This is a genomic window from Mesorhizobium sp. M1143, from assembly GCF_040318435.1.
Lineage (GTDB): Bacteria > Pseudomonadota > Alphaproteobacteria > Rhizobiales > Rhizobiaceae > Mesorhizobium.
On record NZ_JAMYMJ010000006.1, the window covers coordinates 127,973 to 152,673 of the forward strand.

Annotated in this window: 19 protein-coding genes and 1 pseudogene; 7 read left to right on the forward strand and 13 right to left on the reverse strand. The window is 60.6% G+C overall.

Annotation, left to right across the window (positions count from 1 at the left end):
* The first annotated feature begins 12 nt into the window (after positions 1-12).
* The 3 genes from NKH35_RS07600 (at position 13) to NKH35_RS07610 (ending at position 8,532) form a co-directional block, all read left to right on the forward strand.
* On the forward strand, positions 13-288 hold the full coding sequence (locus NKH35_RS07600; protein WP_023725485.1) for a hypothetical protein: 276 nt from the start codon (positions 13-15) through the stop codon (positions 286-288).
* 446 nt (positions 289-734) lie between these two features.
* Complete coding sequence (locus NKH35_RS07605) at positions 735-6,446, forward strand: HAMP domain-containing protein (RefSeq protein WP_031198412.1); 5,712 nt, start codon at positions 735-737, stop codon at positions 6,444-6,446.
* A 49-nt stretch (positions 6,447-6,495) separates the two neighbouring features.
* Positions 6,496-8,532 (forward strand): PAS domain-containing hybrid sensor histidine kinase/response regulator, encoded by a 2,037-nt coding sequence (locus tag NKH35_RS07610; RefSeq protein WP_245274134.1) that lies wholly within the window; start codon positions 6,496-6,498, stop codon positions 8,530-8,532.
* An 84-nt stretch (positions 8,533-8,616) separates the two neighbouring features.
* On the opposite strand, the gene NKH35_RS07615 is transcribed toward NKH35_RS07610, so the two are convergent.
* The 7 genes and pseudogenes from NKH35_RS07615 to NKH35_RS07645 all read right to left on the reverse strand — a co-directional run bounded on the left by NKH35_RS07615 (position 8,617) and on the right by NKH35_RS07645 (position 14,260).
* Positions 8,617-9,045, reverse strand: a complete 429-nt coding sequence (locus tag NKH35_RS07615; RefSeq protein WP_081726065.1) for a GFA family protein — start codon at positions 9,043-9,045, stop codon at positions 8,617-8,619.
* Positions 9,038-9,229, reverse strand: coding sequence for a PPC domain-containing DNA-binding protein (locus NKH35_RS07620; RefSeq protein WP_023815879.1), 192 nt, complete (start codon positions 9,227-9,229; stop codon positions 9,038-9,040). Before NKH35_RS07620 ends, NKH35_RS07615 begins: the two co-directional genes overlap by 8 nt.
* A gap of 26 nt (positions 9,230-9,255) precedes the next feature.
* Complete coding sequence (locus tag NKH35_RS07625) at positions 9,256-9,573, reverse strand: hypothetical protein (protein WP_023687854.1); 318 nt, start codon at positions 9,571-9,573, stop codon at positions 9,256-9,258.
* 269 nt (positions 9,574-9,842) lie between these two features.
* Positions 9,843-10,813: pseudogene (locus NKH35_RS07630) on the reverse strand (SDR family oxidoreductase).
* 183 nt (positions 10,814-10,996) lie between these two features.
* Positions 10,997-11,638, reverse strand: coding sequence for a hypothetical protein (locus NKH35_RS07635; protein WP_352914009.1), 642 nt, complete (start codon positions 11,636-11,638; stop codon positions 10,997-10,999).
* A gap of 453 nt (positions 11,639-12,091) precedes the next feature.
* Complete coding sequence (ftsZ, locus tag NKH35_RS07640) at positions 12,092-13,072, reverse strand: cell division protein FtsZ (protein ID WP_023696303.1); 981 nt, start codon at positions 13,070-13,072, stop codon at positions 12,092-12,094.
* Positions 13,073-13,390: 318 nt separating this feature from the next.
* On the reverse strand, positions 13,391-14,260 hold the full coding sequence (locus NKH35_RS07645) for a LysR family transcriptional regulator (RefSeq protein WP_023714617.1): 870 nt from the start codon (positions 14,258-14,260) through the stop codon (positions 13,391-13,393).
* Positions 14,261-14,495: 235 nt separating this feature from the next.
* Between NKH35_RS07645 and NKH35_RS07650 the strand changes: the two genes are divergently transcribed.
* Complete coding sequence (locus NKH35_RS07650; RefSeq protein ID WP_023681184.1) at positions 14,496-14,651, forward strand: YjiS-like domain-containing protein; 156 nt, start codon at positions 14,496-14,498, stop codon at positions 14,649-14,651.
* 141 nt (positions 14,652-14,792) lie between these two features.
* Complete coding sequence (locus NKH35_RS07655; protein WP_023696300.1) at positions 14,793-15,890, forward strand: DUF930 domain-containing protein; 1,098 nt, start codon at positions 14,793-14,795, stop codon at positions 15,888-15,890.
* A 73-nt stretch (positions 15,891-15,963) separates the two neighbouring features.
* Here the strand turns inward: NKH35_RS07655 and NKH35_RS07660 are convergent, their stop codons facing one another.
* From NKH35_RS07660 to NKH35_RS07685, 6 genes are all read right to left on the reverse strand, one after another.
* Positions 15,964-16,707, reverse strand: a complete 744-nt coding sequence (locus tag NKH35_RS07660; protein WP_023696299.1) for a ribonuclease activity regulator RraA — start codon at positions 16,705-16,707, stop codon at positions 15,964-15,966.
* A gap of 23 nt (positions 16,708-16,730) precedes the next feature.
* On the reverse strand, positions 16,731-17,894 hold the full coding sequence (locus NKH35_RS07665; RefSeq protein ID WP_023696298.1) for a mandelate racemase/muconate lactonizing enzyme family protein: 1,164 nt from the start codon (positions 17,892-17,894) through the stop codon (positions 16,731-16,733).
* A gap of 31 nt (positions 17,895-17,925) precedes the next feature.
* Positions 17,926-19,023 carry an ABC transporter ATP-binding protein gene (locus NKH35_RS07670; protein ID WP_023702109.1) on the reverse strand — a complete coding sequence of 366 codons (1,098 nt, stop codon included), beginning with the start codon at positions 19,021-19,023 and terminating at the stop codon, positions 17,926-17,928.
* A 124-nt stretch (positions 19,024-19,147) separates the two neighbouring features.
* A complete protein-coding gene (locus NKH35_RS07675) occupies positions 19,148-20,038 on the reverse strand; it encodes a carbohydrate ABC transporter permease (RefSeq protein ID WP_352914013.1) in 891 nt (296 codons plus the stop codon).
* Entirely contained in the window at positions 20,035-20,994 is a 960-nt protein-coding gene (locus NKH35_RS07680) for a carbohydrate ABC transporter permease (protein WP_352914016.1), read from the reverse strand. Before NKH35_RS07680 ends, NKH35_RS07675 begins: the two co-directional genes overlap by 4 nt.
* An 81-nt stretch (positions 20,995-21,075) precedes the next feature.
* Positions 21,076-22,554, reverse strand: a complete 1,479-nt coding sequence (locus NKH35_RS07685) for an ABC transporter substrate-binding protein (RefSeq protein ID WP_023668101.1) — start codon at positions 22,552-22,554, stop codon at positions 21,076-21,078.
* 204 nt (positions 22,555-22,758) lie between these two features.
* On the opposite strand from NKH35_RS07685, the gene NKH35_RS07690 reads away from it, so the two are divergent.
* Together NKH35_RS07690 and NKH35_RS07695 are read left to right on the forward strand one after the other, a co-directional pair.
* Complete coding sequence (locus tag NKH35_RS07690) at positions 22,759-23,469, forward strand: GntR family transcriptional regulator (RefSeq protein WP_352914019.1); 711 nt, start codon at positions 22,759-22,761, stop codon at positions 23,467-23,469.
* A gap of 54 nt (positions 23,470-23,523) precedes the next feature.
* Positions 23,524-24,690 carry a mandelate racemase/muconate lactonizing enzyme family protein gene (locus NKH35_RS07695; RefSeq protein ID WP_023729476.1) on the forward strand — a complete coding sequence of 389 codons (1,167 nt, stop codon included), beginning with the start codon at positions 23,524-23,526 and terminating at the stop codon, positions 24,688-24,690.
* Positions 24,691-24,701 lie beyond the last annotated feature (11 nt).

The following is a 24,701-nucleotide window of genomic DNA, read 5'->3' on the forward strand; positions in this document are numbered from 1 at the left end:
AGGGAGGATGATGTGCTGAAAACAGAAGTCATTGACCTTGAAACCTATAGCGCAGTCTACGCGGTGATCTCTGGCTATCGCGCTGACGACATTATCTCGACGGCGTTTGCGGTCGATGAAATCCGCGCAAGGTTTCCTGAGTGTCGCTGCGACGACGAGGAATTGGTCGGGCTTATGGTCCATGCCATGTCCGGCAAGAAAATTGCCGTGAGCTTCGACCACCGGGTGGAACCGGTCAGGCGGCGTGCTGCGCTGCCGATCGCTTCGGAGAGCAAAGGACTGCGATAATTGGACCACCATAGGTCCGTTGCGATTTTGGAAGACGAGGCGTTTATCGCGCTCGAACGAATAGCTACGTTGCTTGACGCCCGAAACATCCCCTTTGTCGTCCATTCGGCAAGCTACGCCAATTCGGGTTTTCACGATCCGATTTTCCTTCAAGGGACATGGGTCGCAAAGCCTGCCTCGCCTTCCGAGTTGCGCAACGCAATTCCGCCTCTCTGGCAATGGCAAACGGCTATGACGTGTCGTGGTCGGCTGAAGCACGATAAATCCACAACCGCATCATGAAAATCCGGCGTTCAAACCAAGGCGCAACCGTCGGCCTGGAATTCACGGCACGATGGAACAAAATTGAAGATGCCGCGTTTGGGGTCTTGCGGCGCGATCCACCATTGGCCGCGGGGGCAACTTTATCCGTATAAATCCATAGGGCTGGGAGTGGCGCTGTGACCGTGCAGGCATCCAAGAAGCAATTGGACCGTCGAAGCATCCTGAATTCTCTGAAAGCCTTCCGGCGCGGCGATTTCTCTGTCCGCATCGACAATGTTTATGAAGGCCTCGATTCCGAGATAGCTGAGACTTTCAATGAGATCGCTGACCTCAACGACCAAGTGACGCGCGAGTTCGAGCGCTTGAGCCGGGTCGTCGGCAAGGAAGGGCGGATAGGCGAGCGCGGCCGGGTTCGCAATGCCACCGGCAGTTGGGAATCCAGTGTCCGTTCAGTCAATGATCTCATAGAAGACATGGTTCAGCCAACGGCTGAGGTTGCGCGCGTTATCGGCGCCGTCGCCAAGGGCGACCTGTCGCAGACCATGATGGTCGAAATTGATGGCCGACCGCTGCGTGGCGAATTCCTGCGCATCGGCAAGATCGTCAACACCATGGTCGGCCAGTTGGCCTCCTTCGCCTCCGAGGTGACGCGCGTGGCGCGCGAGGTCGGTACGGAAGGCAAGCTCGGCGGCCAAGCCCGGGTCAAGGGCGTCGCCGGCACGTGGAAAGATCTGACCGACAACGTCAACGCGATGGCCACGAACCTGACCGGGCAAGTGCGCAACATCGCGGAGGTTACGACCGCGGTCGCGTCGGGCGACCTGTCGAAGAAGATCACAGTCGATGTCAAGGGCGAAATCCTAGAACTGAAGAACACCATCAACACGATGGTGGACCAGCTTAATTCCTTCGCTTCGGAAGTGACGCGCGTGGCGCGCGAGGTTGGCACCGAAGGCAAGCTTGGCGGCCAGGCGCGCGTTGAGGGTGTTGGTGGTACGTGGAAGGATCTGACCGACAATGTGAATTCCATGGCCGAGAACCTGACTGGCCAGGTGCGCAACATCGCCGAAGTGACGACCGCGGTGGCTTTGGGCGACCTGTCGAAGAAGATTACGGTGGACGTGAAGGGCGAGATTCTCGAGCTGAAATCCACGATAAACACGATGGTGGACCAGCTGAATTCATTCGCGGGCGAGGTCACGCGCGTGGCACGCGAGGTTGGCACCGAAGGCAAGCTTGGCGGCCAGGCGCAGGTGCGCGGCGTCGCCGGCACCTGGAAGGACCTCACCGACAACGTCAACTCGATGGCCGAGAACCTGACCGGTCAGGTGCGCAATATCGCCGAGGTGACCACGGCGGTCGCGTCGGGCGATCTGTCCAAGAAGATCACGGTCGCCGTGCAAGGCGAAATCCTGGAACTCAAGGACACCATCAACACGATGGTCGACCAACTGAACTCCTTTGCCTCGGAAGTGACGCGCGTGGCACGCGAGGTCGGCACCGAAGGCAAGCTGGGCGGCCAGGCAGAGGTGAGGGGCGTCGGCGGCACATGGAAGGATTTGACCGACAACGTCAATCTCATGGCCGCCAACCTGACTGGCCAGGTTCGAAACATCGCAGAAGTCACCACCGCCGTGGCGCGCGGCGACCTGTCGAAGAAGATCACCGTCGACGTCAAAGGCGAGATCCTGGAGCTCAAGGACACCGTCAACACGATGGTCGACCAACTGAACTCCTTCGCCTCTGAGGTCACGCGTGTGGCCCGCGAAGTGGGATCGGAAGGCAAGCTTGGTGGCCAGGCGCATGTCGAAGGCGTCGGTGGCACCTGGAAGGATCTGACCGACAACGTCAACGCCATGGCCGGCAATTTGACGGTGCAGTTGCGTGACGTGTCGAAGGTGGCAACGGCCATTGCGACCGGCGACTTGACCCAGAAGATCACCGTCGACGCGCTGGGCGAGATCTTGCAGATCAAGGACGTCATCAACACGATGGTCGACCAGCTCAATTCCTTCGCTTCGGAAGTGACACGTGTGGCGCGCGAGGTCGGCTCCGATGGCAAGCTCGGCGGCCAGGCCCAGGTGCGCGGCATCGGCGGCACGTGGAAGGATCTGACCGAAAACGTCAACGCCATGGCGGCCAACCTGACCGGCCAGGTGCGCAACATCGCCGAGGTAACCACCGCCGTGGCGCTCGGGGACCTTTCGAAGAAGATCACCGTCGATGTCCGCGGCGAGATCCTGGAGCTGAAGGACACCATCAACACAATGGTGGACCAGCTTAATTCCTTCGCTTCGGAAGTCACGCGCGTGGCACGCGAGGTCGGCACGGAAGGCAAGTTGGGAGGCCAGGCGCAGGTGCGCGGCGTTGCCGGCACGTGGAAGGATCTCACAGACAATGTGAACTCGATGGCCGAGAATCTGACCGGCCAGGTGCGCAACATCGCCGAAGTCACGACCGCCGTGGCGCGCGGCGACCTGTCGAAGAAGATCACCGTCGATGTGAAGGGCGAAATCCTGGAGCTCAAGTCGACCATCAACACCATGGTGGACCAGTTGAACTCCTTCGCCGGCGAGGTCACCCGAGTCGCGCGTGAGGTTGGCACCGAGGGCAAGCTTGGTGGCCAGGCGCGCGTCGAAGGTGTTGCCGGGACCTGGAAGGACCTGACCGACAACGTCAACCTGATGGCGACGAACTTGACCAATCAGGTGCGCGGCATCGCCGATGTCGTGACGGCGGTCGCGCAAGGCAATCTCAGGCGCAAACTGACGGTCGACGCGAAGGGAGAGATCGCCCTGCTGGCCGACACCATCAACGGCATGATCGAGACGCTTGCCACCTTTGCCGACCAGGTGACCAACGTCGCCCGTGAGGTGGGCATCGAGGGCAAGCTCGGTGGTCAGGCGCGTGTGCCAGGTGCCGCCGGCCTCTGGCGCGACCTCACCGACAATGTCAATCAACTCGCTGCCAATCTGACCACCCAGGTGCGTGCCATCGCCGAGGTTTCGACGGCGGTGACCAAGGGCGATCTTACCCGTTCGATCAGCGTCGAAGCCTCCGGCGAGGTCGCCGCGCTGAAAGACAACATCAACGAAATGATCCGCAATCTGAAGGATCAGACGCTGAAGAATGCCGAGCAGGACTGGTTGAAGACCAATCTCGCCCGGTTTTCGCGCATGCTGCAAGGCGAGCGCGACCTTGCCACCGTCTCGCGGCTCATCATGTCCGAACTCGCTCCTCTGGTGAACGCCCAGTATGGGGTGTTCTACGTCACCAATCGCGACGAGGAGGAATCCTATCTTGAGCTGGCGGCTTCCTATGGCGCCGAGAGCAAAGCTGCCATCAAGCAGCGGCTTGATCTGCGAGAGGGCCTGGTTGGGCAAAGTGCCGCCGACAAGCGCGCCATCATGCTGGACAATGTGCCGCCAGAATTCCTTCGGGTCACATCTGGTCTTGGCAGCGCCTCGCCAGCCAATGTCATCATCCTGCCTGCTCTGTTCGAGGATGAAGTCAAAGCCGTCATCGAGCTCGCCTCGTTCGGCGAGTTTCGTGACACACACCAGTCGTTCCTCAACCAGCTCATGGAATCCGTCGGCATCGTTCTCAACACAATCGCTGCGACGATGCGCACGGAGGGCCTGCTCAAGCAGTCGCAACTGCTGACGTCGGAATTGCAAGCGCGTCAAACCGAGCTGACAAAAAAGCAGGAAGAGCTGCATGCGACGAACGAGGAGCTGCAGGAAAAGGCGCAGCTGCTCGAGAACGAAAAGAAGCAGGTCGAAAACAAGAATCTCGAAATCGAGATGGCGCGACGCGCGCTGGAGGAAAAAGCCGAGCAACTGGCGCTCACGTCGAAATACAAATCCGAATTCCTGGCCAATATGAGCCACGAACTGCGCACGCCGCTCAATTCGCTGCTCATTTTGTCAAACCTGCTGGCGACCAATCAGCACGGCAACCTCAACGAAAAACAGGTAGAGTTCGCCCGCACCATCAATTCGGCAGGAACCGATCTTCTCAGCCTCATCAACGATATCCTCGATCTGTCGAAGATCGAGTCGGGCACTGTTTCCATCGACATCAACGATATGCCGGTGACGCATCTTCGCCAGCATATGGAACGAACTTTTCGTCAGCTGGCAGCCGACAAGGGACTTGGCTTCACCATCAAGGTCGATCCGGCGCTTCCCGACACGGTCCGCACAGATGAGAAACGCTTGCAGCAGATTGTCCTCAACCTGCTTTCCAACGCATTCAAATTCACCTCGGAAGGCGAGGTCAGCCTGAACTTCCGGGTTGAAAAGGCCGGCCGCCGCAATGGCGCGACGCAGCCGGTGAAGGCTCTCGCGATCGCCGTCACCGACACGGGCATTGGCATTCCAGAAGACAAACAGAAGCTGATTTTCGAGGCCTTCCAGCAGGCCGACGGCACCACCAGCCGCAAGTATGGCGGCACCGGCCTTGGGCTCTCGATCAGCCGCGAGATCGCTCGCTTGCTTGGCGGCGAATTGCGGGTCGAAAGCACGCCGGGTAAGGGGTCGACATTTACCCTCATCATCCCGTTCGACGGCCCCCGCGTGACGACAGTACAGTCGACCTTGGCTCCGGCGGCGGAGGCAGTTGCTGCGACAGCTCTGCTCAGCAGTCCGCCCTCGGCAGAGCTGATCGACGACCGCGATTCAATCCTACCCACCGATCGGATCGTGTTGATCGTCGAAGACGATCCGACCTTTGGCGGGTTGCTGCTTGGCCTCGCCCGGTCGGCCGGGCTGAAAGGCGTTCTGTCGACTGCAGGTTCCGGCACGCTGGCATTGGCCCGCAAGCTCGTTCCCGACGCAATCACACTTGATCTCGGACTTTCGGATATCGATGGCTGGGTGCTTTTCGATCTGCTGCGGCATGACCAGAAGACGAGGGGAATTCCCATCCATGTCATCTCGGGTGCCGAAGACATCGACAGTCTCGCACGCAAGGGGGCGTCCAGCATTTCCACCAAGCCCGTTTCCTCGGACGAGCTGATGAAGGTGTTTCAGGATATCCACTCGAAGAAGCTCCGCGTTCAGCGCCGCGTTCTGGTCGTGGACCCTGACCCGGAGCGGCGTCTGGCGCTGGTCGAGGCAATCCGCGACGGCGTAACGTCGGTCACCGCGATCGGTCGTGTTGCGGCAAATGCAGAAGACGTTGGCCTCGCCTCCTATGATGCCGTCGTGCTCGGCTTTGGACGCTCCGCCAAGGACAACGCAAAGGCGCTGGACGAGATCACCGGCCAATTCGGCGAAGCCTTGCCGCAGCTGCTGTTCTTTACGCCTCACCCGGACGCGCTTGAACAGGTACTGGCATTGAACCCGGCCTTGGCGGAAGCACCGCGGGCGGAGAACTTCGCTCAATTGGCGCTGCATATTTCGGCAACGCTGCCGGGAGAAGGTCGTCAAGAGGCCTGGGCAGGAACTGAACATAACGGCAAGTCCGATCTCGCCGGGGCGAAAGTTCTCATCGTCGACGACGACATTCGCAACATCTATTCGCTCACCAGTGTTCTGGAGACCTATGACATACAGGTTCTGCATGCCGAGCGGGGCCGTGATGGCATCGCGCTTCTTGAACAGGCGCCCGATGTCGACGTGGCATTGATCGATATCATGATGCCGGAGATGGACGGCTACGAGACGATGCGGCGGATTCGCGGCACACCGGCGATTGCTCATATCCCGCTGATTTCCGTCACCGCAAAGGCGATGAAGGGGGATCGGCAAAAATGTCTGGATGCCGGGGCTTCCGACTACATCGCCAAACCCGTCGACCTGGATCTCCTGCTGGCGCTGCTTCGTGTCTGGATCGGGCGTGCCCGATCCCGTGTCGAGAGCCCGGAAAAAATTCTCCTGGCAGCGAACTGACGGCCGTTCGATGCAAAAGGTGGCAAGAAACAGGGTAAGGAAACTTGAGGTGGCAGCTCTTGCCGAAGGGCCGGCAAGAGCCCGCATCCTGGCGGTGGACGACGATGAGCGCAATCTGCTGGCGATCAGCGAAGTGCTCGCGACTATCGGAGAGGTCATCTGCGCCCAATCGGGCGAAGAGGCTCTGCGCTTTCTGCTGAAAGAGGAGTTCGCCGTCATTCTCCTGGATGTCCTCATGCCAGGGTTGGACGGGTATGAAACGGCCGCACTTATCCGCCAGCGCGAGCAATCCAAGCGCACCCCAATCATCTTCTTGACCGCCATCAACAAGGAGGATGCGCATATGCTGCGCGGCTACGACGCCGGCGCAGTCGACTATGTGTTCAAGCCATTCGATCCGATCATGCTGCGTTCGAAAGTCGCGGTTTTCGTCGAACTCCACGAGAAGACGCTCGAGATCCAGCGCAAGGCGGAGGTCGAGCAGGGACTATTGGCGCAGGCGTTGCAGGCGCACAAGGACAAGCTTCAGGCCGAACGCGCGCTGCGCAGCGCCGAGCAACGGCAGGACGCCATCCTGAATTCGTTGCCGGTCTGCTTTCATGCTCGGGCAGCCGAGCCGCCCTTTGCGGCGCGCTTTGTTACGGAGGGCGTCGAGCGCTTGACCGGCTTTGCGCCTGAATACCTGACATCGGATCCAGAGTTCGGTCTCAGCCGCGTTCATCCGGACGACCTGCCGCGATTGAGGGAAGCGCTGCTGGCGGCAAAAACCACCGGCTCCTATACGTGCGAGTTCCGCTGGCAATGCGCCAATGGCGAGTATCGCATTTTTCTCGACCAGGGGGTGATGTCGGACGGCTTAGATGGCCGTGAACCGGAAATCATCGGCACATTGCTTGACATCACCGAGCGGCGCGGTCTTGAGGATCAGCTGCTTCAATCCCAGCGCATCGACGCTATCGGCAAGCTAACCGGCGGCCTGGCGCATGATTTCAACAACCTGCTCGCCGCAATTCTCAGTGGGTTAGGGCTGCTTGAACGCCGAGCCACGTTGGATGATCAGGCGCAACAGGTACTCGACCTGACGCGGCGTTCTGCAAAACAAGGCGCTGACCTTGTGGCGCGAATGCTGGCATTCTCGCGGCGCCAGACCCTGAAGCCGGAAGCGGTGCGCCTTGCTGCGCTGAACGACACGATGAACGGATTGGTGGCGCCCGTGCTGGGGGGGTTGATCCGTTTCGACTGGCAGATCGATGACACGATCTGGCCGGTGCATGTCGATGCAGGCCAACTTGAATTGGCCTTGATGAATCTGGTTTTCAACGCGCGTGACGCCATGCCCTCTGGCGGGACAATAACCGTGCATGCGCAGAATCGATCGATCGGGACGCCAACAGAGGATATTCCGCCGGGCGACTATGTCATGATCGCCGTCAAGGACACCGGATCCGGCATACCCCCCGATCTTGTCGCCAAGGTCGTCGAACCGTTCTTCACCACCAAGCCGGTCGGTAAGGGAACGGGCCTCGGCCTCAGCACGGTCTACGGCTTCATGAAGCAGTCAGGTGGGACACTTCGCATAGAAAGCGTCGTCAACCGCGGAACTACCATGCAACTCTGGCTGCCACGTTCGACCGAACAGCCGGTCGATCCTGTGGTGGAACCCGGCATTGAACGAGCGTTCGCCGATGCCGGAATGGAGCACCCATCAATCCTCCTGATCGACGACAGCCATGTTTTGCGGCAATTGACCGCCGAGTCCCTTCGCCAGCGTGGTTTCGAGGTGACCTGCGCGGGAGGAGGGGCGGAGGCGCTGGCCATGATGGAGCGCACTCCCAACCAGTTCGACGTCATTATCACCGACTTCGCCATGCCACTCGTATCCGGCGTCGACGTGATCCGCTTCGCGCGCAATTTGCGCTCGGACTGGCCAGCGGTCATGATCACGGGCTATGCCGATGCCCGGGAGATTGCCGATCGGCCAGCCGACGTGCCCTTGCTCGGCAAGCCCTTCCGGGACGAGGATCTGTTCGAAGCGATTTTCCTCGCGATAGAGAATGCGGCCCCCCAAAGGATCAAAACCGGCTAGCGCTTAGGGGTTGTCAACGGTCTGGCCACGTCGCAAAGGGCCGCATTCCTGATCGGCAATCTTGGTCATTCGCAACAGGCGGCGCTACCAGCGCTCCTCGGTGTCGCGGTCCGGTAGGTCTATTCCGCAGCACACCCAACCAAGGCGCTGCGCTGAACCGTAGTTGTACCGAGGCATCAGGTGAGCCGGATCATCGAAGGTACCGACGTGCAGCGCGATCTCGGTCGGCGACGCGTCGTAGCAAAGGCTGAGCGGCGACCCGCATTCTGGGCAGAAGCCTCTTTGCGCGATCGGCGAAGACCTTCGATATGTTGGCGTTCCGGAATTCCAGGTCAGGCTTTGGCAGGGCATCCAGGCAAGAACTGCAAACGCGCTGCCGGTCGCTCGTCTGCACATATCGCAGTGGCAGTAGTGAACCCTCGGTTCGATCCCGGCGCTGAATCGGATCCTGCCACAGAGACATCCGCCCTTGATGGCCAAGGAGCCGGGTAGGCGCTTGCCAACCTCACGCATTAAGATCGATCAAGGCGGCGCCGAACGCTCCGATCGCAGTCAAAGAGGCACTGCCGATGTTCTTGTCGGCGATGTTCTTGTCGGTTGCGAAGGCGGTCAGCGCGGCGAAGCCTTCGTCGCCGAGGTCGAGCACCACGACGAAAATTCTTTGCCCGCTGACCTGATTGACGAGCTTGGGTTTCATGGCGTTCCGAACCTGTTGCGGGGCAGTTAATGGGCATGGTGCTCGGCATTCCGCTTGCGTGTTGCCGCTGCCTTCTTTGCCGATTCCGATCGGCTTGCGGCTGACCGTGAAGCCGATGCCTTGCCGCCGCTTTTCCCACCCTTGTGGGCCGCGGGGTGTCCGGTGTGTTTACCACGACCCGAGCCGCCTTCTTTCTTGCCGCCGCCATCGTCCTTGTTGACGGTCGCCCATGCCCGGCGCTCGGATTCCTTCTCGGAAACACCGCGCTTCTCATAGCCTGCGGCAATGTGGTCGGCTTTACGTTCCTGTTTGTCGCTGTATTTCGATTTGTCGCCTCGTGGCATGGTCGTTCTCCTGGCTCAATGATGTTTGAACGGTATGCCGGCGGGAGAGTTCCAAGCGGAAATTCAGAAAATTGAAAACGCGAGCGAGGATTTCGACCAACACGGAGCGCTATTGCTCCGGAGCCGTGGCGGGTGCCGTGTCGCGGCGGCGCACGGCACCGATCACGCGTTTCTTGAAGCGATCGAGCGCGGCAAGCGTCTCCCTGGAGACGACGTCGTCGCGTGCCGTCTACTCGGTAGCCCAATGCAACGAAATACGTTCCGCGACCTCAGTAGCCACCGACCACCGGCAGGATCTCTCCCGTGATGTAACTCGAGCAATGCGACGAGGCGAGGAACACGTAAGCCGGGGCAAGTTCTTCCGGTTGCGCTGGCCGTTTCATCGGCGTATCCGCGCCGAATTTCGAGACTTCGTCGGCTTCCTTGTCCGAAGGGTTGAGCGGCGTCCACACCGGACCTGGCGCGACCGCGTTTACCCGGATGCCCTTGCCGATCAGATTGCCCGAAAGCGCTCGTGTGAAGGCATGAATGCCGCCCTTGGTCATCGAATAGTCAACCAGTTGCTTGGAACCGTCGATGCCGGTCACCGAACCGGTATTGATGATCGCGGAGCCCGGCTCCATGTGCGGCACGCTCTCCTGCGCCATATGAAAATAGCCGTAAAGATTGGTCTTCAGCGTCGTGTCGAAATGTTCCTCGGTCAGGTCGTTGAAGTCACTGGAATGGATTTGAAAAGCGGCGTTGTTGACCAGCACGTCGATCCTGCCGAATTTTTCGACCGTCAGCGCCACGGCGTTGCGGCAATGCTCGCGTTCACTGACATCGGCTTTTATCAGTATGCAACGCCGGCCTTCCTTTTCGACGGCGTTTTTGGTCGCTTCGGCGTCCCTGTCTTCACTCAAGTATACGATCGCAATGTCGGCGCCCTCGCGGGCGAACAAGACTGCCACGGAACGGCCGATGCCGGAATCACCACCCGTGATAAGCGCTACCTTGTCGTCGAGTTTTTTCGATCCGAGGTAGTAAGGCGCATCGTAGAGCGGAGCGGGCTCGATCGCCCATTCATGCCCGGTTTGGGTTGATGCTGCTCGGGAAAAGGCGGCTCGGGATATTTGCGGGCGCCGGCTTGCATCGCTTGTTGCATTTTGCCATTGCTCTTCGTCTCGTCTTTGGCGTCGATACCACGCTGGATATGGCGTTGCTTGGCGGCTTCAGCTGAAGTCTGCGACTTAGTCTGCATGGCTTTCTCCTGTGCTCGGAGAACGAACAACGCATGCCGGGCAAAAAAGTTTGCGCAAATATCTCGATCCCGAAAGGGCTCGCCATTGCGAACAGCCCGCGAGGAGCGTGGAGCATTGGTCGTCAATGAGACCGGAATTGCCATGCCGGTGGCGTTCAGACAAACACCACATTCATTACCCGCTCAAAGCACGCTCTTTTCAGAACCATAGGGTTTGGCAATGCGGACCATGCCTTTCGTCCGGAGGCGCTGGTATAAATAGAAAATCGTCATCAAGCCGATTGCTGTTCCAGCACCAAGACACAGCGCGAGCAATAGTTCTGCACCGACACGAAACGCAAGCAGAGTAACGCCGGCCGCAGCGACGATGGCATTTATGAATGCGATCATAGTCGCTGCAGTGGTCAGGTACGCCAGGAGAGGCCCAGTACGAAGAGAAGGTTCGGCGTCATTTTCGGGCCAGCGACCGAATTCCTTGGAAAACTGGAAGGCAGCCTCGTCGCCCAAACTTCGATAGTAGGCTCTGATCCGGGCAATGCCGATATGGGCCTGCATGTTCTCAGCGGCGATGTCGACCAACCTCAAGACGGTAAAGGCACCCAGTAAAAAGACCGATGGCAGCACAACCGCGACAAACGGCAGGAAGAACTCGGAGGACTGCGTAACAAAGCCCGTTGCCACCAGAGCGCTCGACAGAGACATAATGTAGATGGTCGTTCGCGACGCCATTTCACTTATGGACGTGCTGATCGCTGTCTGCTGCACGAAATGCTCTGTCGTCAGGGCCGCGAGAAACGAAGCATCGGGTATCGGCGTGTCAGCCATGGAGTATGCTCCTGTCGGGTCGACCTGAGTTTTTCTTCGATATAGTGCTTGCGAGGCTGGCCGCCACTGGATGCTCCCGACGCCTGACCCATGCCGGTTTATTGTGCCATATCCAGCGAGCCCGCATCACCGATCAGAAAGTGCCGATCATGTGGTCAGCAGATGCTGGCCATATCGCAGGCGAAATGTCTGCCGTGGTCAATCTGTATGGCCTCCTGTTGGGGATCGTGGTCGAAGCGCATTCGCGGCGCGGTTGCAGTTGGAGCGGTTCCGCGGCGGCGCTGACGCGAGTTCGCGCATTCGTGGCAGCTGCCTCGAAACAAATTCGGTCTCTAGGCCGGCAACGCAAATTCACCGGCAAGTTCAATGGTGCGGGCTTGCGGGCCGACTTTTCGGTGGCGAAGCCCATGACCACGGTCCACCAGACTCATAAATCAGCAGCCCGGATCCTGCCTACTGCGGTATCTCCAGGCCCTGCCGCAATCCTGTCGCGACGACTGAGACCCTGAATTTTCCGGCGAGTGCCCGGTCGAATATGGCGCCGACGATGATGTCGGCGTCGGCGTCGACCTCCTCGCGGATGCGGGTGGCGGCCTCATCGACTTCGAACAGCGTCATGTCCATGCCGCCCGAGATCGAGACCAGGACGCCCTTGGCGCCGATCATCGAGGCTTCGTCGAGAAGCGGGTTGGCTATCGCCGCTTCGGCGGCCTTCCTGGCGCGGTCCTCGCCCGTGGCTTCCCCGGTACCCATCATTGCGCGGCCCATGTCGCGCATCACCGACTTCACGTCAGCGAAGTCGAGATTGATCAGCCCCTCCTTGACGATGAGATCGGTTATGCAGCCGACGCCGGAATAAAGGACGCGATCAGCCATGGCGAAGGCGTCCGCGAAAGTCGTCTTTGCGTCAGCGATCCTGAAGAGGTTCTGGTTCGGAATAACGATCACGGTATCGGCGCATTCGCGAAGCTGCTCGATGCCCTCTTCGGCGGCTTGCATACGGCGCTTCCCTTCGAAGGTGAACGGCTTGGTGACGACCGCCACCGTCAGGATGCCGGCTGCCCGTGCAGCGTTCGCTATGACGGGCGCGGCACCGGTTCCAGTTCCGCCTCCCATGCCGGCGGTCACGAAGCACATATGGGTTCCCGCAAGGTGGTCCCTGATCTCGTCGATCGATTCCTCGGCTGCCGCGCGGCCGATCGCCGGCAGGGACCCGGCGCCCAGGCCTTCCGTGACATGGGCACCCAGTTGGATCAGCCGCGATGCTTTCGACATGGTCAGTGCCTGGGCATCGGTGTTGGCGACGATGAACTCCGCACCCTGCAGATTTTCGGCAATCATGTTGTTGACCGCGTTGCCGCCGCCACCGCCGACACCGATGACGGTTATCTTCGGCCGCATTTCCGAGATGACGGGCCTTGCCGCGGTGCTCATCGTCTTGTCTCCTTGGAATTGATCGATAAAAAAGTTCCCGGAACGCGCCGCTTGAACACGCCAGGTGCAAGAATCAGGTTCTATCGCCTTGGCACAGGGAATCAGAGGGTGAACTTTGCGGCAAGACAAGATGTGGGACTTGTATCATATACGCCTGAATGAGCCGACCTTTTGAATGGGTCTAGTCCAATGTTCCGGAATTCGCTCGGCTTCTGGCCAGCGAAAATCCACAATCCGGGATCCAACCCCTTCAAGCTTCACGCGCCCGCCTCACGCGCGAGAACCTTGAGAATCTGGCGGCCGATCGACGCCTGACGCTTAGCGGATCGGCATCTTGCCGCGAAACAACGGCTGATGGGCCCGCATCAGAGCGGCAATCCGGTCGGCAATCTTTCGTACTGGCGGGGAGTGGCGTTCCTCATGATGGGTGACGATCCACTGGTCGGTTTCGAGTTCGGGGATAGGCTGAGCGACGCGAACCAGCCGCGGATCGCTGTCGCCGACGAAACACGGAAACACGGAAAGGCCGGCGCCCGCGGCCACAAGTTCTCGCACCGAATGGGTGTTGTTGCCTCGCACGGCGATGCGGTCGCCGTGATGGGCTTGCAGCCAGCGCGCCGAGGCGACGTTTGCTCCTTCGCCGGTGACGCCGACGAACAAGCCGGCAGCGATGCCGTTGATCAGGTGGCATCCGGAATAAATGGCATACGCGACCTTGCCGCTCTGGCGGCCGGCCAGCCACTGTTCGGTTGGACGCTCGCTGCGGATGCCGATATCGGCGGCGCGGCGACCGATGTCGACCCGGTCGGTGGTGGTGACGAGTTCCACCCTGATGCCGTCATCGACCGTCCAGATTTCGCCGATATGGGCCGAAACGAAGGCCGAGGTCCAAGGCCCGGCCGAGACGCGGACAATGCGGTCGGGCAGGTTTCCCTCGCGCCAGCGGGTCAGCGACTGCATTGCTGCTTCGACGTCTTCGGCGCGCCGCAGCAGTTCTTCACCGACCGGGGTTAGCCGGTAGCCGGTCTGCTGCCGTACGAACAGCGCTTCGCCGATCTGCTTTTCGAGCGCGGTGACGCGTCGTCCGAGTGTGGCTGCGCTGAGGCGCGTGGTTGCCGTAGCCGCGCTCAGGCCACCCAGCCGCGCAACGTCGAGAAACAACCTCAGATCGTCCCAGCCAATATCCATTTTGCAGAAATGAAAAACTCCTTGCGACCGTGGCTGTAGCGCGAAGCGGCCATCACGCGCAAGTATGCAGCCGTTGGAGGCGCTGGAAATTCCTGCCCTGGTGGGACAATGACAGGCACCTCGGTTGGCCAGGCAGTCAGCGCAATCCGTTCGATCGTGCATACGCTTTGCGCGATTGCTTTGCGTTTTCGACCAATCCAAGAGCGTGGGTATCCCGCTCGCCAAGGAGACGATCATGTTGCATGAACTTCGACACCGTTTCGCCCGCTGGCTTGCCTATCGCCAGACGCTTGCGAGCTTGAGGCGGCTTCCAGACAGCATATTGGCGGATGCGGGCCTTTCTCGCGAAGAGCTCCGCGAGCGAGCCCGCGACGCCAGCCTGCGTCGCTGAGATTGGAGGCGGGCATGCAGAGAATGGAGCCGGCGGCGAGAAGCAATCAGGCGTCGTCTCCTCACTGCTGAGCTGCGGCTGAATGCGCCAATACGGTTGCCACGCTTGATGCCGCCGCAGTTTCGCTCCACATCGTGAGGGATGAAGACCGAGACATCCGAGCGGCGGCGGACTTTGCTGTGGGCCTTGCCCGCATCGCTGGTCCTGCATGCGCTCATCACCGCGTTCCTGGTCTATGGCCTGCCCGTTCCTGCCCAGCAGCCGCAGGAGGAGCAAGCGGTGAACGTCGCGCTCGTGCCGCCGCCCGAACAGCCAAAACCGAAACCCGCTCCCGCGCCGCCGCCACCGCCACCCGGAAATCCTTCGGAGCAGAAGGTTGAAAAGCAGGCACCGGAAAAGCTGCCGCCAATCGAGGTCCTGAGGCCTGTTTTTCAGTTCGGCGACAAAGACACTGGCCCCAAAAAATCCTTGGATGGAGGCAGCGCTCAAGACAATGCGCCATCGCCGCCCAAGGATAACGAGCCACAGTCGGCTGTCGCGCCAAAGAATGCGGAGAGTAAACCCGCCTCAGCGCCAGACGCCGGAGAGCCGGCAGAGTCAGCCAAGATTAATGAGAAGCCGGAAGCGGACAAACAGGAGGCTGCGACCCCACCCGCTGACAAAGAGGCATCCGCGGCCGCAATGCCTTTGGCTGCCCATGGGGACGACGGTGAGATCGAGCTTCCCGCGTCGGCTCAGGCGCCTCGGACCAGACCCGAAAACGTGCCGAAACGCCGCCCCGCAAAGGCTACGAAGTCAGGACGCGGAATCACCGAAGAGCCAAACTCCATCGACGTGGCCTCGGCTACACCGCGGCCATATTCGGGCCTTCCGGGCGTTCGCAAACTCTTTTCGCAAGGCGCTACCGGTGATGTGTTCGCAACGAACTCGATGGCCGACGTGCCTCGCGATCAACGGGCCGCCAGACTTTGCGCCAGCGTTCTTGAGCAAGAGTTGAACGACGCCTCTTATTCTCCCCAACTGATCCCAAGCATTCCGCTCAAGGCCGGCAATGTTCTTGACGCCCCAGACACCGCTTTCCGCACGGCAACGACATGGTACCATCTGAGCTTTCGGTGCGGTATCGACATCAATGCGACGCGGGTCACGTCGTTCGCCTTCCGTGTCGGAGCCGCCGCCTCGCCAGACGAAAGCGCCTTTCTTGATCGGGACGTTCGTCGGCGGCGCGGTCCCGGCTGAGACGGCCCCCCAGTAGTCTGCCGGGGGGCACATCGAATTTCACCGCACATATGGATCGTCTTGAATGCCTGCGTCAATCCGCCGGACGACTGGCTTTGCGCCACTCCTCATATTCGCCGCGGGCATCGTCATGCAGCGGATAGTAGCGCTGCAGCGGTGCGCCCTGCATCAGCTTCTCTCGCGAGAACTCTTCCCAATCGTGATGCTTCTGGGATTCCTCGATCACCTTTGCGGCCATTGCGACGGGAAGCACAACCGCCCCGTCGTCGTCCGCCACTATGATGTCGCCGGGGATCACCGTGACACCGCCGCAGGCGATCGGAACGTTGACGGCGTTCGGATAGATGCTGGTTTGCACATGGTAGTTGGGCGTCCAGCCGCGCAGCCATAGGGGCAGATCGAGCTTCTCGACATTGGGCCGGTCGCGCATGCAGCCGTCGATTACGATGCCCGCGCCGCCTCTGCCCTTGAAATAGGTCGACATCATATCGCCGAAGACGCCCGAGCTCATGTCACCGCGCGCGTCGACGACGACCACATCGCCTTCCTGCGCGTGATAGAGCACGTGCCGGTGCAGTTGCGTTTCCGGGTCGGCGTATTCTCCCTCGCTGAAGAGGTCCGGCCGCTGCGGCAGGAACTGCAGCGTCAGCGCCGGCCCGACGATCGACTTCCCATGGTTCTGCGCCACCGGACCGACCATGTGAGGATTGCGGAAACCCATATGGCCAAGCGTGCCGGCGACCGTCGCGGCGCCGATTTCCCTCAGGGCGTCAATGAGGTCTTTGGGCGGTCGCGTGATGTCAGGGATATGCGTCATCGTGGACTCCGGTTGAGATGGAACTACCAGTTCGTAACAGACCCGTCCCGGCGCCTGAGGTGAGGCGCTTCCCAGAAACGGAAAGCCTCCGCCTGGACCGCCGCTTCGTTGACCTCGACGCCGAGGCCCGGCAGGTCGCTGACCGGATAGTCGGGACCGTCGAGCCGTGGCTGCACGGGGAAGAAGTCGGAATTGTCGAAGCCCAGCTTCGTCTCGGGTTCCCTGGTCTCGAGCCACGCGAAGTTGGGTACGGCGGCGGCGAGATGCAGGGTCGCGGCCGTGCACACCGGACCAAGCGGATTGTGCGGCATCAGGTCGACATAGTGCGCCTCGCTCCAGCCGGCGACTTTCATCGCCTCGGTGAGCCCGCCGACATTGCAGACATCGAGACGGTTGAACTGATGGATGCCGCGCTCGATGTAGGGCAGGAACTGCCACTTGCTGGCAAATTCCTCGCCGATGGCAAAGGGAATGTCGGTCATCCTGCGCAGGGATTCGTAGGCTTCAGGTGTCTCGTCGCGGATCGGCTCCTCGAGAAAATCAAGCACGCCGCGGCCGAGCTTGTTGCAGAAGCTCGCCGCCTCTGCCACCGACAGCCGATGATGATAGTCGATGCCGAGGACGACGTCGTCGCCCAGCGCCTCGCGCGCCTTGTTCAGCATGCTCGCGGTAGCGCCGATCGACTCTCGGGGTTCGAAGATGTCCCTGCTGCTTTGCCCTACGGGGAAGAAGCGGATCGCCTGCCACCCCCGTGCGCGCAGCTCCCGGGCTCGTTCGATGGCGACGTCGCCCTCGGTCTCGTCTCCGGTCGAGGCGAAGGTGGGGATGCGGTCGCGCTGCTTGCCGCCCAGCAGTTCGTAGACAGGCACCCCCAGCGCCTTGCCCTTGATGTCGTGCAGGGCGACGTCGATGGCGGAAATCGCCGCCTGCAGAACGCGCCCGCCTTCGAAGTACTGGCTGCGATATGCCTCCTGCCAGATCCGCCCGATCTGCATCGGGTCGCGGCCGATGAGAAACTCGCGATAATGCTCGACCGCGCCGGCAACGGCCTTTTCGCGCCCGCTCAAGCCGCTCTCGCCCCAGCCGAAGACGCCTTGGTCGGTCTCGATCTTGACGAGCATCTGATTACGCGTTCCAACCCATACAGGATAGGGTTTGATCGCGGTGATCTTAAGCTTTTCAGTCATCCCCAACGTTCCCAATGAACCCCGTCTTGTCTCAGCCGGCCTTGAGGGCCAGTTCAGTTTCGCCATCGAACAGATGCAGCCGCTCCTGGTCGAACTCGAGCCAGATCTGCTCGTCAGGTGCGACGGAGATGTTGGGGGACACGCTGATGTTGACGATGGCGCCTGACAGCAACGCCTGCACGAAGGTGACGTCTCCGGTCGGCTCCACTGTATAGGCCTTGGCCGGGACGCTGCCTGGCGCCGCGCTCTTGTGGAGCCTGATGGTCGAGTGACGTGCGCCGAGCACGACTTTCCTCGACGTTGCCCCCGCAACCTTCCGGGCGTTGAGGGGCGAGAGTTCAAGGCTCCAGCCCTCCGCGCCGGTCAACGCAGTGTTGCCGTTTGCTGTCGATGCCTCCAGTGGAACAAGGCTCATCGCCGGGCTGCCGATGAAGCTGGCGACGAACATGTTCACCGGATGGGCAAAGACCTGCGCCGGAGAATCGTATTGCAACAGGTAGCCGCCGTTCATCACCGCCATCTTGTCGGCCATGGTCACGGCTTCGAGCTGGTCGTGCGTGACATAGATGATGGTCGCCTTGAGGTCCTGGTGGAAGCGCTTGATCTCCGAGCGCATCTGGACGCGCAGTTTGGCGTCGAGGTTGGAGAGCGGCTCGTCCATGAGGAAAACGGCAGGGTCGCGGACGAGGGCGCGCCCCAAGGCGACACGTTGCTGCTGCCCGCCTGAAAGTTCGCGCGGCTTGCGCTCGAGCAGGTGCGTCATGTCGAGCACGCGCGCCGCTTCCTTGACCTTCCTGTCGATCTCGTCCCTGGGCAGCTTGCGCATCTGCAGCGGGAACGCCAGGTTCTTGTAGACCGATTTCTGCGGGTAGAGCGCGTAGTTCTGGAACACCATCGCGATGTCCCGGTCCTTGGGGTCGAGGTCGTTGACCACGCGGTCGCCGATGACGATGTCACCCGATGTGACCGGGATCAATCCCGCGACAAGATTGAGCGTGGTTGTCTTGCCGCAGCCCGAAGGGCCGACGAGCGCAACGAACTCGCCGTCATTGACCGTCAGCGAAACGTCGTTGACAGCTTTGAAGCCGCCATAGGTCTTGACGAGATCTCTCAGGACCACGTGGGCCATCGGCAACTCCCTACGGCATGATGCCGAAAAGTGTGAAGCGGTTTTCGGACGACATCATGCTCTATCTCTTTGATTTAGAGGCGGATTCAGATTTCAGGTCGAACAGACCTGAAATCATCCGGCTCTAGTGTTTGACCGCGCCTTCTGTAAGGGCGCGTACGAAGTATCGTTGCAGGAGGAGGAACAGCACCACGACGGGCACGCTCATCATGAAGCTGGCCGCCATCAGGCCCGGAAAGTCCGTCGTATTCTCCGAGAAGAAACGCTGTATGCCGACCGGCAGGGTCAACTGCTCGTTCTTGGAAAGGAAGGTGTAGGCATAGATGTACTCGTTCCAGGCGCCAATGAAGGAATAGATCGCGGTGGCGATGATTCCGGGCGTCGAGAGAGGCATCACGATCAGGATGAAGGCCTGGAACCGGGTCGCCCCATCGATCCGCGCCGCCTGCTCGAGCTGCACCGGAATGTTGTCGTAAAAGCCCTTGAGCAGCCAGATCGCCAGCGGCAGGCCGAAGGTGAGATAGGTGAGAATGAGCGAGCCATGCGTGTTCACCAGCCCGATCGCGCGCATCAGGATGAAGAGCGGCACGAGAAAGATCACCGCCGGGAACATGTTGCGCAAAAGCACGGTGAAGAACAGGAAGTTTCGACCGGGGAAACGAAAGCGCGAAAAGGCGTAGGCCGCAGGAACGGCCACGATCACCGAAAGGATTGTGGTGACGGTCGACACGTAGAGGCTGTTCCAGAAAAAACGCAGGAAGTCCTGGCCGACGCTGTTTTGCGGATCGAGCAGCTTTTGGTAGCTGGCCAGGGTAGGCTCTTCCGGCCACCATTGCGGTGGGAACTGCATCGCCGCGAAGCCGGACTTGATCGAGGTGATCAGCATCCAGATCATCGGCAACGCGGTGTAAAGCAGCATGAACACGAGGAAGATGCGCCCGGCCCAACGCCATCCGTCGATGCGCATGCGGCGCCGGGCCGGACGTCGAGGGACTTTCTCGACGATCGTGCTCATGCGCTCCCCTCTTTGCGCTCGTTGCCGGCCAGCGCGCGGACGTAGAAGTAGCCCAGCACCATCAGCATGAGGAACAGGAGTACCGAATAGGCCGATGCGACGCCCCATCGCTGCCGGCCGAAGGCGAGCTCATAAATGTGGGTGATCCAGATGTGCGAAGCGTTCGACGGCCCGCCACCGGTCATGATCCACGGGATGATGAAGGAATTGAAATTGGCCACTGCGAGCAGCAGGATCGTCACCGTCGAGACGTTGCGCAGATGCGGGAAGGTGACGTGCCAGAAACGCTGCCATGCATTGGCCCCGTCGACTTCCGCGGCGCGCAACAACTGGTCGGGGACCGTCTGCAAACCGGCCATCATAATGATCATGGCAAACGGAAACTCGCGCCAGATATTGACGACGATCAAGGAGGGCAGCACCGTGCTGACGTTGTCGATGAAGTTCGGCGGCCGGTCAGCCAATCCGAGGCCGACCAGCACCGCGCCGATGATGCCGAAGTCCGAATGGTAGATCCACTTCCAGATATAGGAGGCGGCAACCGCGCTGATGACCCAAGGAATGATCAGGATAGCGCGCAGGACACCCCGGCCGATAAACTCGCGGTGGAGGGCCAGCGCGGCGGCAAATCCCAAGGCAAAGGCAACGAAGGTAGATGCGATCGTCCAGATCAGGGTGTTCAAGGTGACTTTCCAGAACACCTGACTGGTGAGGATGGCCGTGTAGTTGTCCAATCCGATGAAGGTCTTGTCGCGGAGCTGCAGGCCAGGCGGCGTCTTAAAGAACGACAGCTCGACCGTGTAGTAGATCGGATAGGCGATGACGATGAGCATCACGGCGATCGCTGGAAGCACGTATGCGTAGTCGGCGCGGTGCTCCCAGATATTCCGCAGCACGCCGGAGCTACCGGGTTGCAATCTTTGGCGAGCCTCGGCCTTGCCGGTCACGATCGTCACGATGGCGTGCCCTTGTTCTTCGGAGCAAACCGGCTGCACGCACTATCAGCACAGCCGGTCGGATCGCAGGTCAGGCCCGGACTAGAGTCCGTCCATCAGGTTCTTCACCTTCTCGGCCGCGTCATCCGCTGCCTGGTCGACAGTCATCGCTCCGGTCAGGGCGTTCTGCAGCATGTCCGGGACGATGATATTCATGATCTCGGGGGATTGCGGCAGCGCCGGGAACGGAATGCCGTATGGCAACATCGAGGTCGTGACATCGAGGAACTTGATGTTGTCCAGACGTTCCTTCATCCATTTGGTCTTGAAGCCGTTGAGGTTGCCCGGGTTCGAGCCGGCATACGCCATCTTCAGCGACCATTCAGGGCTCGTCCACATGCAGATGATGGCCTTTGCAGCCGGCTCGTCCACCTTGCCGCCCTCGACATATTCGGGCTTCAGGATGTGAATGTTCGAGCCGCCAAACACGACGGCGCGCTTGCCGTCGGGGCCGGTCGGAATCAGGCCATAGCGCATGTTGTCGATGACGGTCTGCGCCTTATCCTTGTCGGCGCCCGTTGCCTTCTTCTGCAGGTCGAGCATGACGTTATAGTCGGACGGGTGCGAGACCATCATGCCGAGTTGGCCGGCGACGAACAGGGGCTGGTTATCGGCCTGCTGGTTGGTGAGCGCCGAGACCGGAACCGACTTGTCGCGAACATACATGTCGTAGGAGGCTTGCAACGCCGCCTTGCTCTGCGGGCTATTGAGCTCGACCTCCTTATAGGTCGGGTTCGCGGAGGCTTCGTCGAAGACACCGCCGCCATAGGCCCATAGTTGCGGCATGAAGCGGTACGGCGTGTTGCCGGCGTTCTTGCGCGCCACGAGGCCGTAGCCGGCTATGCCGAGCTTGTCATGGATCTGCTTGGAATATTTGACGACGTCGTCCCAGGTAGCCGGAGCCTTGTCCGGATCGAGGCCCGCGCGTTTGAAGATGTCGGCGTTCCAGATGAACGCCATCGTCTCATTGTTGGTGGGAATGCCGTAGGTCACGCCATCCCAGGTTACCGCCTTCATGGCGCCGGGCCAGAAATCCTCCGTGGGATAGCCCACATCTTCCGGCTTGAGCGGCTGCAGATAACCCTTCGAGGCGAACTCGGTTCCGCCCAGGATTTGCAGGCGGACCGCCATCGGCGCGGCATTGCCGAGCAGCGCCGTGCGGAACTTGTCGAGAAGGTCGTTGTAGGTGAGGGCCTGATCCTCGAGCTGGATGTTCGGATAGGTCTTGCGGAAGGTCTCGAAGAAATCCTTGTAGTACTGGCGCAGGAGATCGGGGTCGCCCTCGAACACACCCTGATACCAGAACGTCAGTCGCCCCTTGTAGTCGAGCGGAGTGACCTTACCGCAATCGGCGGCCGTGTCGAAATCCTGTGTTCCGGCGATGGAGCGCACATATTCCGGCGACCACTTACTCAAATCGACCGGCGGCGAACCCAATGCCGATCCCGACATCAGCGACGCCATCAAAGCAGTGGCTACAGTGCCGCGCAGGACGGCACCGCCGAGTGTAATCCTCGTCATAGTATCCTCCCAGATTCTCCCATGCCGCCGTGCGCCAAGGGGCTCGTTCGACCGTGCGGGATGCGTCCTCAGCTCAATGTATCCCTTCGATCATCTGGTACGTTTTCAGATCGTGGATTGCCTGTCAACGCACCCGATCGTACATTGTTTGCAAAACCCGTGTATGATATCGAGCATGTGATGTACTAATCGGGGGGGGCGGCTTTGGCCGAAACAAGTGATTTCAAAGCAGAGCCACCCGTGGGGATTTATCCCATCGGGGCGTCCAGCGAGGGCGCCTCGCTTTATGAGCTGATCCGGGAAGACATCATCGAGGGACGGCTCGCCGCCAACGAACGGCTTGTGGTCACCGATCTCGCCCGGCGTCACGGCACCTCGACCAACCCCGTACGCGAGGCGCTGCAGCTGTTGCGAGGGGAGGGCTTCGTCACCTTTGTCGCCAACCGTGGCGCGCGCGTCCGGCCCATAGACCAGGATTTTGTCCGGGATATCTACGAGATCGGAGTCCTGATCGAGCCGGCCCTGACGCGATGGTTCGTGAACATGGCGACCGGCGAGGACATCGCCGAACTCGAACGCATCCAGGCTCTGATCGAAGAGAACAACTTCACCGACACATTGCGGCACAGTGAACTGGATACCGCCTTCCACACTGTAATGTACCAGCGCCACTACAACCGCCATGCCGCCGAGCTTTGGTGGAAGCATCGCGAAGTGCTGCGAGCCGTGAGCCGGCGTTTCAATTTCACGCTCGCGCGGCGGGCCGCCATCATGCGTGAACACCGCGAGCTCATCGCGCATATCAAAGCCGGAAATGCCGACGAGGCGGCCGAACTCATTGCCCGCCATGTCGAGGGTTCCGGCCGGCACGTTCTCGAACAGATGCGTGCGCGCAACGCCGCTCGGGCCGGATAGAATTTCCAGCCCAGAAAATCATTGGTCCGGCCATCAGACAGAGGTAGTTGAGAGATGAAAATCACGAGCGTTCGGCCGTGGCTGATCAAGTCCGATGCTTCCTATTGGGGAGAGTTCCTGTTCGTCGAGGTGACGACCGACGAAGGGGTGAGCGGCTGGGGGGAAATCACCACCACCACAAGGCTCGCCAACCGTGCCCTGTGCACGATCTTGCGGCAGATCGGTGTCGCCGTGACAGGCGAGGATCCGGCGCGTATCGAGCATCTCTGGCACAAGATTTTCCGCAGCTTCACCTATATGGGCAGCCGCGGCGCCGCGGTCGAATGCGTGAGCGCTATCGACATAGCGCTCTGGGACATTCGCGGCAAAGTTCTCGGCAAGCCGATCTACGAGCTGCTGGGCGGACCGGTGCGCGACGAAATCGCGCTCTATACCCACCCCAACCAGGCCAAGTTTACCAGCAAGGAGGCTGTGGTTCGCGAAATTCGAGACATCGTCGAATCCGGACACACCGGGCTGAAGTTCGATCCTTTCCCCCATCAGGGTCGCACAGCCGATGGCTTGGCGCGCGAACAGCGGGACGGCTACCTCGATGGCAGCATGACCCGCAAGGACGAGCGCGAGGCCGCCGAACTCACGGCCCTGATCCGCGAAACGGCGGGGCCCGATGTCGACATTCTGATCGATGCGCATGGCCGCTTCGATGTGCCCACCGCCATTCGCCTCTGCCGGAGCCTCGAGGAAGCCGGCCAGATCGACTGGTTCGAGGAGCCATGCCCGCCAGAAAGCCTCAATGCTCTCAAGCAAGTGCGTGAGAAGGTCAGTGCCGCCATCTCGTGGGGCGAGCGCGGCCACACCAAGTGGGATTTCGTGCCGGTGCTCGAGAACAGGCTTGCGGACTACATCATGCCGGACGTTACCTGGACCGGCGGCATTACCGAACTGAAGAAGATTTCCGCCCTGTGCGAAGCCTACTACATCCCGGTCTCGCCCCATGACGCCGCGGGACCGATCAATGTGGTTGCGGGAGCGCAGGTGATGATGACGGTTCCCAACTTCTACAAGCTCGAAACGTCGGAGTGGAACCTGGACAAATATAATCACCTCATCGACGAGCCACTCGATGTCTCGAACGGCAGCCTCAAGCTGGCGTCGAAGCCGGGTCTCGGTGTCGAGATGAACCGAGACTACCTGCAGGCCCACGAGATAGAGCTTGGCTAGCAACGCTTATG

Excerpts from the sequence above, each read along its gene's own strand:
- NKH35_RS07615 (WP_081726065.1), bottom strand. The coding sequence starts at position 9,045 with ATGCGTGAGGTTGGCAAGCGCCTACCCGGCTCCTTGGCCATCAAGGGC.
- NKH35_RS07620 (WP_023815879.1), bottom strand. The coding sequence starts at position 9,229 with ATGAAACCCAAGCTCGTCAATCAGGTCAGCGGGCAAAGAATTTTCGTC.
- NKH35_RS07625 (WP_023687854.1), bottom strand. The coding sequence starts at position 9,573 with ATGCCACGAGGCGACAAATCGAAATACAGCGACAAACAGGAACGTAAA.
- NKH35_RS07635 (WP_352914009.1), bottom strand. The coding sequence starts at position 11,638 with ATGGCTGACACGCCGATACCCGATGCTTCGTTTCTCGCGGCCCTGACG.
- ftsZ (WP_023696303.1), bottom strand. The coding sequence starts at position 13,072 with ATGAGCACCGCGGCAAGGCCCGTCATCTCGGAAATGCGGCCGAAGATA.
- NKH35_RS07645 (WP_023714617.1), bottom strand. The coding sequence starts at position 14,260 with ATGGATATTGGCTGGGACGATCTGAGGTTGTTTCTCGACGTTGCGCGG.
- NKH35_RS07650 (WP_023681184.1), top strand. The coding sequence starts at position 14,496 with ATGTTGCATGAACTTCGACACCGTTTCGCCCGCTGGCTTGCCTATCGC.
- NKH35_RS07655 (WP_023696300.1), top strand. The coding sequence starts at position 14,793 with ATGAAGACCGAGACATCCGAGCGGCGGCGGACTTTGCTGTGGGCCTTG.
- NKH35_RS07660 (WP_023696299.1), bottom strand. The coding sequence starts at position 16,707 with ATGACGCATATCCCTGACATCACGCGACCGCCCAAAGACCTCATTGAC.
- NKH35_RS07665 (WP_023696298.1), bottom strand. The coding sequence starts at position 17,894 with ATGACTGAAAAGCTTAAGATCACCGCGATCAAACCCTATCCTGTATGG.
- NKH35_RS07670 (WP_023702109.1), bottom strand. The coding sequence starts at position 19,023 with ATGGCCCACGTGGTCCTGAGAGATCTCGTCAAGACCTATGGCGGCTTC.
- NKH35_RS07675 (WP_352914013.1), bottom strand. The coding sequence starts at position 20,038 with ATGAGCACGATCGTCGAGAAAGTCCCTCGACGTCCGGCCCGGCGCCGC.
- NKH35_RS07685 (WP_023668101.1), bottom strand. The coding sequence starts at position 22,554 with ATGACGAGGATTACACTCGGCGGTGCCGTCCTGCGCGGCACTGTAGCC.
- NKH35_RS07695 (WP_023729476.1), top strand. The coding sequence starts at position 23,524 with ATGAAAATCACGAGCGTTCGGCCGTGGCTGATCAAGTCCGATGCTTCC.